The sequence below is a fragment of the Scytonema sp. PCC 10023 genome (genome assembly GCF_963920835.1).
Taxonomy (GTDB): Bacteria; Cyanobacteriota; Cyanobacteriia; order Cyanobacteriales; family Nostocaceae; genus Kalymmatonema.
In genome coordinates this window covers 55,403-70,447 of record NZ_CAWUDP010000017.1, presented here as the reverse complement: position 1 = coordinate 70,447, position 15,045 = coordinate 55,403, and the positions used below count along the sequence as shown (strand labels likewise).

14 protein-coding genes and 1 tRNA gene are annotated in these 15,045 nt (G+C 42.1%); 6 read left to right on the top strand and 9 right to left on the bottom strand.

Going from position 1 to position 15,045, the window contains the following annotated elements; all coding sequences use genetic code 11:
- Nucleotides 1-23: 23 nt before the first annotated feature.
- On the bottom strand, nucleotides 24-575 hold the full coding sequence (locus ACM0OZ_RS12765; protein ID WP_414583203.1) for a calcium-binding protein: 552 nt from the start codon (nucleotides 573-575) through the stop codon (nucleotides 24-26).
- Between the two features lie 941 nt (nucleotides 576-1,516).
- Between ACM0OZ_RS12765 and ACM0OZ_RS12760 the strand changes: the two genes are divergently transcribed.
- Nucleotides 1,517-2,134 (top strand): hypothetical protein, encoded by a 618-nt coding sequence (locus ACM0OZ_RS12760; RefSeq protein ID WP_414583202.1) that lies wholly within the window; start codon nucleotides 1,517-1,519, stop codon nucleotides 2,132-2,134.
- 445 nt (nucleotides 2,135-2,579) lie between these two features.
- Entirely contained in the window at nucleotides 2,580-3,974 is a 1,395-nt protein-coding gene (locus ACM0OZ_RS12755; protein ID WP_414583201.1) for an amidase, read from the top strand.
- A gap of 117 nt (nucleotides 3,975-4,091) precedes the next feature.
- Here the strand turns inward: ACM0OZ_RS12755 and ACM0OZ_RS12750 are convergent, their stop codons facing one another.
- The gene (locus tag ACM0OZ_RS12750) at nucleotides 4,092-4,838 is read right to left on the bottom strand and encodes a class I SAM-dependent methyltransferase (RefSeq protein ID WP_414583200.1); all 747 of its coding nucleotides are present in this window, start codon (nucleotides 4,836-4,838) and stop codon (nucleotides 4,092-4,094) included.
- A 1,279-nt stretch (nucleotides 4,839-6,117) separates the two neighbouring features.
- On the opposite strand from ACM0OZ_RS12750, the gene ACM0OZ_RS12745 reads away from it, so the two are divergent.
- Together ACM0OZ_RS12745 and ACM0OZ_RS12740 are read left to right on the top strand one after the other, a co-directional pair.
- Nucleotides 6,118-7,842 carry a protein kinase domain-containing protein gene (locus ACM0OZ_RS12745; protein ID WP_414583199.1) on the top strand — a complete coding sequence of 575 codons (1,725 nt, stop codon included), beginning with the start codon at nucleotides 6,118-6,120 and terminating at the stop codon, nucleotides 7,840-7,842.
- A gap of 266 nt (nucleotides 7,843-8,108) precedes the next feature.
- Complete coding sequence (locus tag ACM0OZ_RS12740) at nucleotides 8,109-8,483, top strand: hypothetical protein (RefSeq protein ID WP_414583198.1); 375 nt, start codon at nucleotides 8,109-8,111, stop codon at nucleotides 8,481-8,483.
- Between the two features lie 126 nt (nucleotides 8,484-8,609).
- Here ACM0OZ_RS12740 and ACM0OZ_RS12735 read toward each other — a convergent pair whose 3' ends face one another.
- Nucleotides 8,610-9,185 carry a DUF924 family protein gene (locus tag ACM0OZ_RS12735; protein WP_414583197.1) on the bottom strand — a complete coding sequence of 192 codons (576 nt, stop codon included), beginning with the start codon at nucleotides 9,183-9,185 and terminating at the stop codon, nucleotides 8,610-8,612.
- Between the two features lie 5 nt (nucleotides 9,186-9,190).
- On the bottom strand, nucleotides 9,191-9,748 hold the full coding sequence (locus ACM0OZ_RS12730; RefSeq protein WP_414583196.1) for an SRPBCC family protein: 558 nt from the start codon (nucleotides 9,746-9,748) through the stop codon (nucleotides 9,191-9,193).
- 831 nt (nucleotides 9,749-10,579) lie between these two features.
- On the opposite strand from ACM0OZ_RS12730, the gene ACM0OZ_RS12725 reads away from it, so the two are divergent.
- Nucleotides 10,580-10,780 carry a hypothetical protein gene (locus ACM0OZ_RS12725; protein ID WP_414583246.1) on the top strand — a complete coding sequence of 67 codons (201 nt, stop codon included), beginning with the start codon at nucleotides 10,580-10,582 and terminating at the stop codon, nucleotides 10,778-10,780.
- A 185-nt stretch (nucleotides 10,781-10,965) separates the two neighbouring features.
- Here ACM0OZ_RS12725 and ACM0OZ_RS12720 read toward each other — a convergent pair.
- The 4 genes from ACM0OZ_RS12720 to ACM0OZ_RS12705 all read right to left on the bottom strand — a co-directional run bounded on the left by ACM0OZ_RS12720 (nucleotide 10,966) and on the right by ACM0OZ_RS12705 (nucleotide 12,422).
- Nucleotides 10,966-11,039 (bottom strand) — tRNA-Pro (locus ACM0OZ_RS12720).
- A 52-nt stretch (nucleotides 11,040-11,091) separates the two neighbouring features.
- Nucleotides 11,092-11,457: a DUF1818 family protein gene (locus ACM0OZ_RS12715; protein WP_414583195.1), complete on the bottom strand. Its 366-nt coding sequence runs from the start codon at nucleotides 11,455-11,457 to the stop codon at nucleotides 11,092-11,094.
- A 102-nt stretch (nucleotides 11,458-11,559) separates the two neighbouring features.
- Complete coding sequence (locus ACM0OZ_RS12710) at nucleotides 11,560-12,162, bottom strand: hypothetical protein (RefSeq protein WP_414583194.1); 603 nt, start codon at nucleotides 12,160-12,162, stop codon at nucleotides 11,560-11,562.
- A 23-nt stretch (nucleotides 12,163-12,185) separates the two neighbouring features.
- On the bottom strand, nucleotides 12,186-12,422 hold the full coding sequence (locus ACM0OZ_RS12705) for a DNA-directed RNA polymerase subunit omega (protein ID WP_041034255.1): 237 nt from the start codon (nucleotides 12,420-12,422) through the stop codon (nucleotides 12,186-12,188).
- 159 nt (nucleotides 12,423-12,581) lie between these two features.
- On the opposite strand from ACM0OZ_RS12705, the gene ACM0OZ_RS12700 reads away from it, so the two are divergent.
- A complete protein-coding gene (locus ACM0OZ_RS12700; RefSeq protein ID WP_414583193.1) occupies nucleotides 12,582-13,001 on the top strand; it encodes a fasciclin domain-containing protein in 420 nt (139 codons plus the stop codon).
- 128 nt (nucleotides 13,002-13,129) lie between these two features.
- Here ACM0OZ_RS12700 and ACM0OZ_RS12695 read toward each other — a convergent pair whose 3' ends face one another.
- Nucleotides 13,130-14,587, bottom strand: coding sequence for a glycoside hydrolase family 13 protein (locus ACM0OZ_RS12695; RefSeq protein ID WP_414583192.1), 1,458 nt, complete (start codon nucleotides 14,585-14,587; stop codon nucleotides 13,130-13,132).
- Nucleotides 14,588-15,045 lie beyond the last annotated feature (458 nt).

The following is a 15,045-nucleotide window of genomic DNA, read 5'->3' as shown; positions in this document are numbered from 1 at the left end:
CTAGAAGTTAAACACCTACCGTCTCAGAGTATCCACAACGCCCCAAGATCATTTGTTCCTGTGGCTAACCAATCAGCCCTGTCTTGGCGGAAGCTGTCCACCAACCCCCCATCATCTTGTAATATCGCTTGAGTTCCTGCGGTTGTCGTTATTATAAGCTCTGGATCAGATGATCCAACGCCACTACGAACTTCACTAAGTAATCCGATTCCTCCATCAGAACGGGTTCGATCTCCCTTGATTACAACGGTATCTGGAGAAGTGTTGTAGTCAACTATAAGGGCATAGCCGTAGGCATCGTCATAATAATTTCCATTCCCATCACCGACCACAAACATATCTGCTCCCGTTCCACCAATTAGTGTGTCACGATCATTCCCTCCGTATGCGTTACCAGTACCAACGCCGATCAAAATATCATCACCACCGCTAGCTGTGAGCGTGTCATTACCATCACGACCTTCCATTAAGTTTCGATCATTCGCTCCAGTCAATGGGTCATTACTTGAAGTACCAATCCTCGTAGTGTCATAGGGACGACTGAATGAACTTCCTGGCAAGTTCCATGTAGGCATGCTGAACCTCGTATCTAAGAAATAGATTTTCTATTACTACAAAAAATGGAATATGAAATTTCAAGCCGTAAAGTAAAATTACTTATTTTACGACTTACGCATTGTCAAAAAATGATTATGTGAATCGAGTCAAATCTTCGGTTTGAACTGTTTTAAGACGCATTATTTTGTCTCAATCATAACTTTCATCTTTAACATACATATGAAACGTGAGAATCTAGTAAAGATTTTGTAAACTTTTTTAAGCAAAAACTCATTAAGGTGGCAGTTTAGTTAATGCATATTATCTTCTGTTTGTACAGTGCGTAAGTCCTAATATAAGCTAATTGAACGCATCTATCTTTAGATATTCTTTACAACAAGTTAATAAAAATACAGGCTCTTATACTTGTTTTCCCTGAAATATATAAGTATATTAATTAACTATATTAATAAATACAAAGCTGCAAATAATGACAGCCCAAAACAGAAACCAAGGGAAAACTCTGTATAGTCGGGCTGCCAGTGGGCTGAAAGCTTCAGTAATGCATTTCTACCAACCGCGTTTTTACATATAAGGTTTATCCAAAATTACTGCCAGCATTACCAAAAGCTGTTTAAGAATGTGAGTTATTTTGAATACTTCAAGTTTCTGCAATTAGGGATGATATAAGAATTCTAGACATAAAATTGAAAAATTAGTATCTAAAAACACTTCAATAAAAAAACTAAGAAAAATTTAAATTAAGTCAAAAATAAATCATTATACATAGGTTTTTACTAGTTCTTTTTAGAGAAATAAGTATTGTTATATACAAAACGTAAAAGGAGACAGATTAAATCTGTTTCAGGAGTTTTTTCCGGAAAGATAATAACCTAACTGAATAGAATTATTAAGAACTAAAATGGGACGCCTGACCACTACGAAAAGGTGTCTTACTAATTACTTATAACCAAAAAACATGAATATAATTATTCGTTTGCTTAGCGCATTCGCTGTTTCTGCGTCTGCGTTAGCTGCCGTTTCTTTTATGGCAAAAGCAGAGGAAGTTACGACTGCTCCTCAACAGAGAACACTACAGAGAATTTGCTCTTTCGACCCAGTAGCAGATTTGTTACCTACTCCACAAAATCAGCCCACTAATTCTCCGTTTTCCTACCTTACGCAACAAGGTTTTATACAAAATCCCGACGGTTCCTGGGTTTGTTATGTGAACGATCCTAAAAAAGAATCGCGCTATTATACTTTGTTCAAAGTGCAACAAATTAATGGAAAAATCGTAGCAAGTTCTTTCCTAGAAAACGGTAGTCTAATTGACGGACAAGATAACCGCAGCTTGGACTTGTTCATGATGCTGATCAAGAATCATACAAATGGAACTCAGGGGAATCGTCAAAGTATACGCAGATATCTCGAAGCTTTTATGTCCCTGGTCAAGCAAGGCAAAGTTCCAGCCTTGCGTCGTGGGTATCTCTTCGACAGCCCAAGCCGTGGATTTGTCTCATACTATCCTCTTACAAGTGGACAAATCAAAGGTACAGCAATCAGTATTGACATCGATATGTTGCGAAAAAATTAGCTTGTAGCGAACATCTATAGCCAGTTGATTTGCTGTCACAGTCGTGTTTCCTATTTTTGCAGTTCAGCTTATTAGAACAATTTAGCTAGAGTTTTTTGCTCAACTACAAGTTGAGTTGCCGATAAAGTTTTTTCTATAGGTCCCAAATTTGCAATCTCATAACCACTCGGATAACTGCTGGTTGGAGAGTCGATAAAGAAATTAGGCTGTTTACGAGGTGGTAATATAACCCTGGATCTACAAAATTGTCTTTAGGTTAGGAATTGTAAAAAGTGTAACCATGTTGACAGTGTCAGGGTTCTCTTGTTAAGTAGCGACCCCATGCCTATAAGGCAGGGGCTTGCTGGTTGACTCCACCTGACCAGACTACTCGTTTAAGGTAAGAGTGAAATAAAATCCAATCCCCCAAAAGCAGGGGGTTTTTGTTTAAGAGGTTATTGTTTCAATGAATAAAGTAGATTTAGCTTTTACCTCAGCACTAGAACAGGCACAGTTAATCCGTCGTCGAGAAGTGTCGCCTTTGGAGTTGGTGGAAATTTATTTAGAACGCATCTCTAGGTTGAATCCCCAACTGGGAAGTTATTTTACAGTGACGGCAGAGCAAGCGATCGCAGATGCCAAAGCAAAAACGGAAATGCTCGCTAGTGCATCAGAACTCCCACCGTTTTTTGGAGTGCCAATTTCTATTAAAGACCTCAACCCTGTTGCAGGTGTTCCTTGTACCTACGGAAATCCTGCCTTACTGAGTAATATCTCTGATTATGATGATGGGGTAGTAACGAGAATTAAGCAAGCTGGGTTTATTCTTCTGGGTAAAACAGCAACTTCAGAACTCGGTTCAACTCCTTACACAGAACCTACGGGATTTCCCCCAGCTAGAAATCCCTGGAATTTGGAATACACCACAGGTGGTTCGAGTGGTGGTGCAGCCGCAGCAGTAGCAGCAGGATTATGCGCGATCGCCCAAGGTTCTGATGGTGGTGGTTCGATTCGTGGACCTGCAGCTTGTTGTAGTTTAGTGGGAATTAAGCCATCAAGAGGACGAGTGACTCATGCGCCAGTAGGCGATCGCCTCAATGGTATTGCAATCAATGGTCCGTTGGCGCGTACTGTTGCTGATGCGGCTGCTCTTTTAGATATCATGTCTGGATACGTCACTGGTGATCCATATTGGTTAAGCGATCCCGAACCATCCTTTCTTGCTGCTACCCAACAAAAACCCGGTACTTTACGAATTGCCTATGCTACGAGTATTGCTCCTTTAGGGGAAGCCGATGCAAACTGTCAGCAAGGCGTTCTGCAAACAGTCCAATTATTGCAAGAACTTGGTCACACAGTTGAACAGAAAAGCTTAGACCTTAGTGGGTTAGTTGAACCATTTCAAGTTGTTTGGCAAACAAGCGTAGCTTCCTCGGGTATTCCTGCTGAAATTTTACAGCCACTGAATCGCTGGCTATTAGCTAGAACCGGTTCTGCTGGTGAGTATCTGCAAGCAGTTTACCAAATGCAGATGGTAGCGCGACAAATCGTCGCATTTTTCGACACTGTGGATGTTCTGGTGTTACCAGTTTATCTACATTCACCTATCCGCGTAGGAGAATGGGCAAACTTGAGTCCAGAAGAGACATTCCAAAACATTATTCGTTGGGTTGCGCCATGTCCCGCAGCGAATGCGACTGGACAACCAGCGATCGCTCTTCCTGTAGGTTTTGACGAACTCGGTTTACCAATAAGCGTACAGTTGGTGGGACGCCCCGCAGCGGAAACCACTCTCATTAGCTTAGCAGCCCAACTAGAAGCCGCAAAACCTTGGATTCACCATCGTCCTGCTTTAGGATGACCAAATCAAGTTTACTAAAGGATGAAGATAAAGTATGCAGATGCCTTGAGGACGGCTTTTTGTGGATTTAAGTAAAATACTATACTTTATCTTCTACAGAAAGCTGCCCGAAAGGTGTCAAACCATTGGTTCAGCCAAGTAAATATCGATACGGTAGACCACACAAACTTTACCGCTACTATCAACCGCCTGCTTGTGTAGCTTTTGCAATTGGGCGACAAGCTGTTGTCGTTCCTCTCCTGAAAGTGGGACAAACCCTTGGCTTTGGACAAGACCAATCAATCCTTGTGAATCTAACCATTGCTGATACGGAACATTTGTTTGGCGAACTTTTTGGAAGTAGGGAGTCTCCAAAAGTGCGCTTACCATCGACTCACGACTTGGTAATCCAGGAATATTGTTTGACGCTTGGAAAACTAAACGTTCAAGGTCTTTGGTGAATGAGTCGTCTTCATCCCAGATACCCCAAACCAAAGCAAGCCGTCCAGATGGCTTTAAGATGCGGTGAAATTCCCAAAGCGTTGGAGAAGGATTGAACCAGTGGAAAGATTGAAAACAAGTCACGAGGTCAACCGATGCATCAGGTAAACCCGTCACTTCTGCTGTCGCAGAGCGAAATTCTACCATGGGGTGCCCAGTTGCCGCCAGTCTCATTTCTTCATTTGGCTCAATAGCAATGACTTTTATCTCGCTGTCGCCTAACAACCGAGAAGCGATACCTGTCCCAGCGCCAACATCGGCTGCAACGAGCTGTGATGGCTGGTCAAATCCTTCTAGGATGGTATTAATTGCCTCTGGTGGATAGCTTGGTCGATACAAAGCATAATCTGTTGCTCTACCAGAGAACAAGCTCGTGGGGTTCATTTGGTACTTGAACTCTCCACGCTTTGAAAAACGTGGATTCTGAACTGTTATTGCTATGCCGATTAGAAATCGGGCTACGCAATGTTGTTCTGCCCCAAAGGGGCAATGAGCAGGTTCAAACAGCCCTACCCGCCTCGCTCCCGTTCGCGTAGCGTCTCCGTCAGGAGAAGGAATGTGCGGCTACCTTAGTATCTTCCAACCTTGAAGATTTTACGCACTCTCCGGCTCCTAAAAAGAACTTCTCAGTACAACCCCATATCTTCACTTGTCATGGTTCAGTATGGCATCACGTTTTGTTTTTTGGAGTTTTTCATCCTTGTGTTACCATGACCTTATTATACCATCAAAACAAGGTCATGCAAAAACTAACTGTTAGATTTTCGGATAAAGAGTATCAAGATTTAGCGCGACTTTCCCAAAAAACAGAGCGTTCTCGATTGGGATTTGGTTCGAGAATCTGTAAGACAATACACGGAAAAAGAAACGCATAGCTAAAGCCCTACAAGTCGCGTTTCATCCCCGGATTAAAAGGTAGGGGTTCTCACGCTCCCCCGCTACTTTGATAGGCTTGCATCGGTTTTTGTTTAGTCTTCTCGAGATTGAACGTGAATAGGGCGATGCTCCAAAAGAGATGTTCTAAACAGGCGATTGCGCGGAGCGCAGTGCATAAAGGCGATCGCCTACTTATCCCTATTATGTCATTCATCATCTAAGGGTATTCCAACAAATAAATTATCGAATGAGAGTGGGTGGACTTCTAGTCCCTACAGTTTATATAGTGCTTCTGTTGAATTTTCAACACTCGCTATTCCAAAATTTTATGAGTATATTAAAATGCTTGAATATTTATATTTTTAGTAATTATTATTGCTTTTATTTTAAACAAAACTACTTACATTTTTATTATTTAACATTTTATTTAATCAATAGTTTTTGCGTGAGGCTAAGCATAACCTATGTATGAAATTTAAATTGCTATAAAAGTGACAAAACAACTAAATAAACATAGTTTAAATAGTTTGATATTTATTTTGAACAATGTGCCAAACTGGCAACATTAGTTTATTGAATTTGTTATTCATTGATGTACCAGAAGCGTTTTATTTATCATTACCTAATGAACATCACAAAGCTTTTGATTCAGAGTGCTGTGAGAAATATAATAGGATTAATCGCCGTTGCAATACCCTGCTTCTTACTCCGTTCCCGGTGTAAGATTACCTATATTCTTCCTTTCTTCCTTCTCTTCGTAGTCATTTTTTAAAATCACCGTTACAACATGATTGGTCAGCTACTAGCAGGACATTACAAAGTCCTTGAAGTATTAGGTGAGGGGGGCTTTGGGCAAACTTACATTGCAGAGGACGTTCACCTCCCTGGAAACCCTAAATGCGTCCTCAAACATCTCAAAACTTCTAGTACCGACCCTGACATTTTAGAAACTGCCAGAAGGCTTTTTCAAAAAGAAGCTGAAACTTTGCAACAGTTGGGCAACCATGACCAAATACCCAGGCTTTTAGCTTATTTTGAAGAGAACCAAGAATTTTACTTGGTGCAAGAATTTATCAGCGGGCATACCCTGAGTATGGAACTTCCTCCAGGTAAAAGATGGACGGAACGCCATATTATAGAAATGCTCATAGAGGTACTAAGTATCTTAGAATTTGTCCACAGCCACGGGGTCATTCATCGCGATATCAAACCTGACAATATCATTAGACGTACTTCAGACAACAAATTAGTTCTAATAGACTTTGGAGCTATTAAGCAACTGCGAAATCAAACAGCAGCTGCGACAGGACGAAACAACATCACTTTCATCATCGGAACTCGGGGCTATATGCCCTCTGAACAAATCAGACGTTTACCACGTCCCTGTAGTGATATTTATGCGCTGGGGATGATAGGTGTTCAGGCGCTGACGGGAGTGTATCCTAACGAACTTCAAGATGAGCCTAATACAGGAGAAATACTGTGGGAATATCTCACGACTGTTAGCCCGGGGTTAGCTGCTGTTCTGGCTAAAATGACGCGCTATCACTTCAAAGACCGTTATCAGACAGTGGCTGAGGTGTTGCAAGCGCTACGAGAGTTGGCGGCAAGCCGGAGCGAATTACCGACATCTGAAGCTTCTGGTACTACAAATATCCTTCATGAACTCTCTTTAGAGTGGGAGGAAAACGGACAGCTCAAAAATCGCAAAATTCTTGAGAAGCAACAAAGTAAAAATCCTAGTAGAGGAGTCCGCATTGGTCGTGATCCGCAAGTGTGCGATATTGTTTTACCAGATCCAACAGTGTCAGCTTTACATATTGAAATCTTCTTTCATCAGCAAAAGCAGACATTTTATTTGCGGAATCTGCGCCAGAGGAATCCTCCTATCGTTGACGGACAATTGCTTCTAGCTGGTGAAATGCCACTTTCTGTTGGCAGCAGTATACGCTTGGGACAACAAAATTTTAAAGTGAGTGCTATTGTTTGCAATGAATATCCTGGTGCATATGTACCGTTAGAATACTCTATTGTTCCAATCTCACGTCAAAAAGCTGTTGCTCACACTACACGGATACCAAAAGTCAGGAAGTCTCAGGAAAATTCATTAGAAGTTTTGTTGAGTGCTCAGTCAGTAGTATCACCTCCACCAATTAAAGTACCAAAATTACTGGGAATGAGTGTAGTAGCTTGTGTGAGTGCAATTGGTGGCTTTAGCTTTTTGAATCCTAATCTTACAGGTGGAAGTCATGCACAACAAAATTTCAGATCACAGCAACCACAATTGTGTCGTGTTATTTCTCCCCCTGGCGGCAGATTTTCGGCTACATTACGCCCTGAACCTCAAACAGAAGTTGGCGGTGTCAAACAACTAAATTTGGGTGCGATGGTCTTATTTGTTCAAGTACGAGGTGACTTTGTAGAAGTTAAACTGCCTGATGGAACTCACGGGTGGTTATTTAGGGATGAAGTACAGCCTTGTACTGCATCAAAAGTCACCAAAAAAGGATGAACGATAAAAGATGAAAATTTTATACTTCATCTTTTATATTTTTGCCTTCAGTTCATACTTCAAATAACCATTTGATAGATGTGACCATTTGATAGATATGATAAATAGAATCTGAATAAACTATAGATTTTTATGAAGATCTTCTGATTTTATCCTTGTGATGACTAATAACTCTTGAATATCAATGATAGAAAGCGGGGTCGGTTGGTTAGTTAATGTAATTTTTATTACACGTTAAAATACACAAGAATTAGGGACGGTAATCTATGTCAGTACAGCAGGTGAATGATTTTTATGAGGTTTTGATGTCGGAGCAAGCAATTTATGAGCAGTACTATAGTAAGTGCTGCGTACGAGGCTTATTCGGTATCTGGGATTGGGATAAAACTAAGATAGTTAATTTTGCTGCTAGTCTTGGCTATACATTTACTGAAACTGATCTAGATGAAGTATGGTTTGGTAGCGAACCAAGCATTTCTGAAAGTTCATTAAATTTATCAGAATATCAAAGGTTGTCTGGTATAAATTATGAACAGCCAAGCTCACCCATAAGCCCTTCCGGCACGCTTTGCACTTACGGGGAATTCAAAATTCCAAATTCATCTCTGTACGGCATTGGCAAGTTAAAAAATAATTTTTGATATAAACTCTCTACTACAGTTTCAAATGCCGAGTGCTGAGTAGGATAAAGAAAATTTGGAACAAGTCACTCAAGACTCATTGCTTGGAACTCACAACTCATGACTCAGCACTAAGCACTGATCAATTTAAAATGATGAACCTTTTTGTTTCAAAAACTCCTTTTCTTCTAAAGTTGAAACTCTTCCTAAAATTTCATTGCGATGAGGAAAGCGCCCAAAACGCTGAATCACTTGCATATGGCGAATTGCATAATCAATGCAACTAGCACTATCAGGATCATCGCCCAGTTGCTCAAAGAGTCGTACTGCTTGACGCTGATGCTCTAGGTTTTCACTATGTTCAAAAGGTAAGTAAATAAACCACCGTTGTACGGGTAGCAACTTTTTGTCATATCCTTGTGCAACAGCGTGCTGGGCTGTTGAAAGTGCTTCCCAGTCAGTAGCAAAGGCTTGGGGAGTATCGCGAAACACATTTCGGGGAAACTGATCCAACAGCAAAATCAATGCTAGACAACTATCAGAGCCATTGATCCAGTCGTCTAGGTTTCCTGCTGCCGCTTTTTGGTAATCTGTTAAAAACCGGATGCGCAGTTCTTCGTCAAATTCCGGTTTTTTATTGAACCAGAAAGACTTTGGTTTGCCGTAGCCCGGTTGATCGGGACTACCAAACCAAAAGTCCAAAATTTCTTTTGCCTGTGACATGAGTTTTACTGACCCTTACAAAGAACTTGTCGCATTTTACGCATATTTGCAGGCAATTCAAAATTCATTGCTTGTTGAATAAAAATTGATGGTATGGGAATAGTTGGGGTAGCTTGGACAGTATAGCCAAGCAAAGTCCCATTATCACAATCTTTTAGCTCTAATTTAGCTGTAAAATCGTGAAAATTCCCTTTTTCCAGCTTAAATTGTATCTGCTGTCCAAGTTCTTCCACGACATTAAGGTAAATTTCTACTTGCGCGGTGAAAAAGAAAAAAGCTTTTTGTGCGGCTTGATAAAGACGTTTGACTTCGCCACGTTGTAAAACTTCGCTTTTAGTTACATCAGGAAAATATTGCACCCAACGCGGGTAATCTGTTATCTGCTGCCACACGTGCGATCGCACTAACGGTACATACATCCAAGCAGTCACAGCACCACCCCAAGCTGTATGCGATCGCGTTTCCACCAGAATTTCGCCCTGCATCAGCAATCTTTGTTTGTCCTGATTCCAAGGTATGTCTGAACCTGTGGGAACGGAGTCTGAAATAAAGAACGCAGACATAATGTTTTTACTCACTCCTCAACACATCAACTAAACGGGTTTCAAATGGTGAATATCTGACTTGGTTGAGTCTCACTCACTAATGTTACTTCCAGTACAATATATGGATTTTCCGGAAACAGTTATTTTCTGGCTATAGTTACCGAAACTTCACTCATAATATGTCATGTTTATCACTAATATCAAAGTATCAAATTTTCTAGCAGCTGATAATGAAAACCCTCCTCTTCGCTGTGTGTTTGTGTCCTCAAGGTAGTCTTCATTTTGGGTGTTAACCGACTCGATCTCAAACTTTTTAAGCATATATACTTATAACAACAGCAAAAAATAGAAAGAGAAAAGGTCAACCACCCAGCGCTAATCTAAGTACTTATCTTTAACAGATAAGATGGATTATAAGCTACCGTAATTCCACTTATTATAAAAATTTTGACAAGAGAAATTTAGGCAAATGAACTAAAACAAAAAAAATATCACGATGCAGCGAAAATAAGACAAAAAGACTTGTAAACATGGAAAGACGGGAAATGAGGAATAAACCTAAGAGGACAAACAGAACAAGAGGGAGGGACATTTTCATTTGCAGCATGAGTAGCGTCTTGCCTTGTTTACGTCTTCCTTAGACTCTCGTAGAGCACCTTAAGGTATTGCTTGAAGTACATCTCCCTTTCTCTTTCTTTACTGCTTCTATAACAGTAAGCTTCCTCCCACGCAGTCGCGGAGTTTATGGCTTCCTAAGTCACCCATAAACTCGTGGGCTTCCGCCTTGGAAGTTCTGTGAATACTTTTGTTGCTACATATAAAATGCTATGACTGTAGAGTTTGAGGGAAATTAAGGTGAGTAGTTCTAAATTAAATCGCGCATTAAATCAGGGTTTTGGGGTTTTTCTCGGTATTGCGATCGCTGTTTGGGTACTGAGAGGTTTTGGTATTCTCACTTTCCTTCCGGGAGGAGTGATTTGGCTATTGCTGTTTGGCGCAATTGCTATGGCTATTCTCAGTTACGTACAAAAGACTTGGTGGCGTTTCTAAAATAAGAATCCCTAATTCATACGGGAGGTGAGGAACATCAGGGAAATGGGCAAGTAGTCAAAGCCACATCTTGCACATCCCTCTTATTCTCTCCTCATCTTGTCAAAGATGCATGGCATTATTTGATACAAAACTAAAAAACCTGCTACTCTCTACAAAGAGCAGCAGGTATACTTCTCAATCAATCGGAGCGGCGGGATTCGAACCCACGACCTCCACTACCCCAAAGTGGCGCGCTACCAAGCTGCGCTACGCCCCGTAGTCAACTTTCCTATTATAGCAATAAGATCTAAAATTATCAAGGTCTCAATCTAAAAAACCTTAAGCATAACAGAGGCTTGTAGCAAACCAGGAACAGCAGAATCATTCCATTGACCTTCTGCACAACGCCCTGTTTTCAAGATCAAGCGCAGATTATAGGCATGAGGATAACCTTCTACTTCCATCCATAATAAATCGCTTTCGGCTTCACAGGCAATTTTTTCCTCATCCATTAATTCAGTCGCGATTTGCCTCATCGTGTCTGCGAGTTGCGCCAGTAGGCGACAAAAATCATTCAACTCGGCTTCTGTTAATTCAAACGCCCAATCATCTGTACCCACTAAACCTTTAAACTCTGGCGCTGTGGGGTTCCAGCCGATGCGCCAACCAAGTCCACTTTTTATAACACGTTCCATATTTGAAAGGGATTGGGGATTAGGGATTGGGGATTGGGGACTTCCAGACTGTTGCTTACTCCCGAGTCCGGAGCCCCGAGTCCCAAGTCCCCAGTCCTCTTTTTACTTTAATAGCTCTGCGCCTCCTTTTTTCGGTACCTGTCTAGGAGGTGGAGTGGTTTCCTGTGACGGGGATGAGGTGTTGGGGGTAGCTGGTGTATTTTGCGATTTAGAACTGAAAACATTAACTAAAGCTTGCACCAAGGCGTCCCGCTGGCGACGGTTAAGGCGTGCAACGGCAGCGCGATCGCCATCAAAAGGATTTTTCTGTAGATTATCCTTTCCAGGATAAGTGGTTTCATACATGACTTCATTAGCACCCAGATAATCAGCCAAAGTCAGCTTCCAATCGAGTCGATAATTTGGTGCACGTCCTTTCAAATATGAGTGATACCATATCATACGACTGACCAAGGTGTTATTTTCAGCTCGTTTCCCCGTTTCTTTACTAACGTACTGATTTTCTCGGGGTAAGTCGGGTAATTGTTGATAAACTTGCTGCCAAACATCGCCGGGAGTGCTTCTTTGGGCATTTGCAGGTTGGATCCCTAAACTTAAAAGAAATACACCAACCACGATGATTGCGAAAACCCCCTTCTTTAAAGGGGGGTTGACTAATTGCCAAGATTTGAGCGTCAGTTGAATGAACTCTAAATTTGTGCTCATTCTATTTTCCAGTTGGCATCACTTTAGACTTCGCCAATAATTTCTGGTTGAGTCAGTTCGTCAGACATCTCGATAATTGCCCTCAGCACTGGCTTCATCATCATATCATCCGCACTGTCAAAATCTTCATAACGTCGGCGCTTAGCGCGATTTGCCACTTGAACTGTAATGCGGTAGCGATTTGAGGCTGCACTAATCAGATCCTCGGCACGGTGCATAATCTGAGATTGAGTTGTCTCGAATTTAGAACGCTTTAGCATAATTACTGGTGAGCCTGAAGTCATTCTCTCCAGTTTAGCAGCACTCATGCGTTTACTGCCGCTTGTAGGGTTGCGAGTAACCTCTCTATTGATAGAGGCTGATAGTTTTTTGTCACTCTATAAGTATTTTGTAACATTATCTTCATCAAACATCATCTCATGCCTGATCTTGTTGAAACTGCTGTCAATGCTGGAAATTTCAATACTTTAGCGAAGGCTGTTGAAGCTGCCGAACTTGTAGAAATTCTTAAAAGTCCCGGTCCCTACACAGTCTTTGCACCTACTGATGACGCATTTGCCAAGCTACCAGCAGGAACTTTAGATTCATTGCTGCAAGACATCCCCAAATTAAAGAAGATTCTGATGTATCATGTTGCCAACGGAGATGTTAGGTCTGACGACTTGATCCAAATAGACCATGCGGAAACGTTAGAAGGGTCAATCGTAGCAGTTGATTCTGCTGATGGCAAAGTGAAAGTCAATGACGCCAATGTCGTGAAAACTGACATTCTTACCGATAATGGTGTGATTCATGTTATTGATGCAGTGTTGATGCCTGCGATCATAGCTGGGAAATAGGAATTGTACATTTAAATTGTTGTGGGGCAAACATCCTGCTTACCCTAAAATAGCAAGGGCGGGCTGGACAGCCCACCCCACAAAACTAGTCAAACCATCGCTCTCAATGTGCAATGCAATTTGTTGACTTACCTTACACCAAGGATGCAGCCAGTGCGTGGGGGAACACTTAAAGTGAGATGCTTAGCCTCAACACTCCACTCCACCTCAGCAGCGCCATATAATAGTTTGTTAGGTTGAGTGCTCAAACTTGCTGCATCAACATTCCCTTTTGCCGATGCAGTACCAGCATTAACCGCAACAATCAATTCTTCTGTTCCCAAAACTCGCGCAAAGATGTAAAGTTCTCCTTGAGCATACAAGACTTTATAATCACCCGTACGCAAGCAAGGGTAAGCATGACGTAGAGCAATTAATTCGCGGTGGGTTTTGAGAATCTCCTTATCCCAACTGGCTTCTAGTGGAAAACCACGACGCGAGTCTGGATCTAAAGCTCCTGGTAAACCAACTTCATCACCATAATAGATACTGGGGGCACCAGGAAAGGTCAGGAGCAGTAAAGTTGCTAATTCCACACTCGCTTTATCATCGCCAGCAATAGTTAGCAACCGTGCTGTATCATGACTGGCAAGCAAATTTAATTGAGTCAGCGCGATTTCCCAAGGGTAAAGTTGCAGGAGTTCTTGGATTTTCTGAGCATACTCAGTGGCGAACAATGGTGGGTAGGGTTTGTAGTCACGGCTTTGGACTTGATCTAGGACAACGCGATCGCCTGCGCTAAAAGCGATCGTTGGTCCTGCAAACAGATAATTCATCACCCCGTCAAATTGAGTTCCATCCAACCACTCACGGGAATCTCCCCAAACTTCGCCGACAATATAAGCATCGGGATTAATCGCTTTGACTCGCTGACGGAACTCTTGCCAAAAACCAGGAGTTTTAATCTCAAAAGGCACATCTAAGCGCCAACCGTCAATGCCGAACTTTATCCAATATTCGGCAATTTCCATAATATATTCCCGCACCTCAGGGTTATCGTGGTTAAATACTGGCAACGCTCGATTTCCAGCCCAACCCTCATAATTGGCGGGAAACTCACCATTGTAGGGAGAAACGGGCCAATCGTAAATTCTAAACCAATCAACCCAAGGTGAATGAGGACCATTTTCCAAAATGTCGTGGAAAAAGAAAAAGCCCCGACTGGCGTGGTTAAACACCCCATCCAAAACAACTTTGATGTTCCTTTGATGAGCTGCGTCTAGCAATTCCTTGAAAGCCGGGTTACCTCCCAGCATCGGATCAACCTGATAATAATCGTGCGTGTGGTAGCGGTGATTGCTAGCCGATTGAAAGATAGGGGTAAAGTAAATCGCATTAATTCCCAGATCCTGTATGTAGTCTAACTGCTCGATAATGCCCCACAAATCCCCGCCCTTATAACCTTGGAGTGTTGGCATAGCTTCCCAATCTTCCCAACGAGCAGTGCGTAAAACCCGTTTGCGGGGTTGTTTGCTTATGGCAAATCGATCTGGAAAAATTTGGTAGAAAACAGCGTGTTTAACCCAGTCTGGTGTATGAATCTGCATGAATGCCTCTCTATCTCTCCATCGCAATAGTTGCAAATATCGGGTTGTTTGCAACTCACACTTGTGGTAGAAAAAGTGACTGCTGATCGCAATACTACTAGATAACTACCGCTGCCCGGAATTCAAAATTCAACTCCGTCGCGGCAAGGAGTCCCCATCCCTTTCTCCGCGTAGGGAGGGATTGGGGAGCTCGGGGTCCCCTGTGGGGATGAGGGGCAATGGGGATTAGGGATTGGGGACTGTTGCAGACTGTTCCCCAGTCCCAAATCCCGAGTCCTGGTTAAAAAGCTTTTTTTCTTTCCGGATGCTCTTTAACTTGTAACGGAAACCTGATAATAATCTCGTCCGCATGAGAGTAGTTGCTACCTGCTAACATCAAAATGGCTGAAAATTTATCCACCTGCTGAGGCGGGTTTTGTTTTCACCAACCTCGCCCGTCATGGACGAGGATTGACCAA

Bases quoted from the DNA above. Each gene is read 5' to 3' on its own strand.
- ACM0OZ_RS12760 (WP_414583202.1), top strand. From the start codon at position 1,517: ATGAATATAATTATTCGTTTGCTTAGCGCATTCGCTGTTTCTGCGTCT.
- ACM0OZ_RS12705 (WP_041034255.1), bottom strand. From the start codon at position 12,422: ATGCTAAAGCGTTCTAAATTCGAGACAACTCAATCTCAGATTATGCAC.
- ACM0OZ_RS12735 (WP_414583197.1), bottom strand. From the start codon at position 9,185: ATGTCACAGGCAAAAGAAATTTTGGACTTTTGGTTTGGTAGTCCCGAT.
- ACM0OZ_RS12740 (WP_414583198.1), top strand. From the start codon at position 8,109: ATGTCAGTACAGCAGGTGAATGATTTTTATGAGGTTTTGATGTCGGAG.
- ACM0OZ_RS12695 (WP_414583192.1), bottom strand. From the start codon at position 14,587: ATGCAGATTCATACACCAGACTGGGTTAAACACGCTGTTTTCTACCAA.
- ACM0OZ_RS12765 (WP_414583203.1), bottom strand. From the start codon at position 575: ATGCCTACATGGAACTTGCCAGGAAGTTCATTCAGTCGTCCCTATGAC.
- ACM0OZ_RS12715 (WP_414583195.1), bottom strand. From the start codon at position 11,457: ATGGAACGTGTTATAAAAAGTGGACTTGGTTGGCGCATCGGCTGGAAC.
- ACM0OZ_RS12710 (WP_414583194.1), bottom strand. From the start codon at position 12,162: ATGAGCACAAATTTAGAGTTCATTCAACTGACGCTCAAATCTTGGCAA.
- ACM0OZ_RS12750 (WP_414583200.1), bottom strand. From the start codon at position 4,838: ATGAACCCCACGAGCTTGTTCTCTGGTAGAGCAACAGATTATGCTTTG.
- ACM0OZ_RS12730 (WP_414583196.1), bottom strand. From the start codon at position 9,748: ATGTCTGCGTTCTTTATTTCAGACTCCGTTCCCACAGGTTCAGACATA.
- ACM0OZ_RS12700 (WP_414583193.1), top strand. From the start codon at position 12,582: ATGCCTGATCTTGTTGAAACTGCTGTCAATGCTGGAAATTTCAATACT.
- ACM0OZ_RS12745 (WP_414583199.1), top strand. From the start codon at position 6,118: ATGATTGGTCAGCTACTAGCAGGACATTACAAAGTCCTTGAAGTATTA.
- ACM0OZ_RS12755 (WP_414583201.1), top strand. From the start codon at position 2,580: ATGAATAAAGTAGATTTAGCTTTTACCTCAGCACTAGAACAGGCACAG.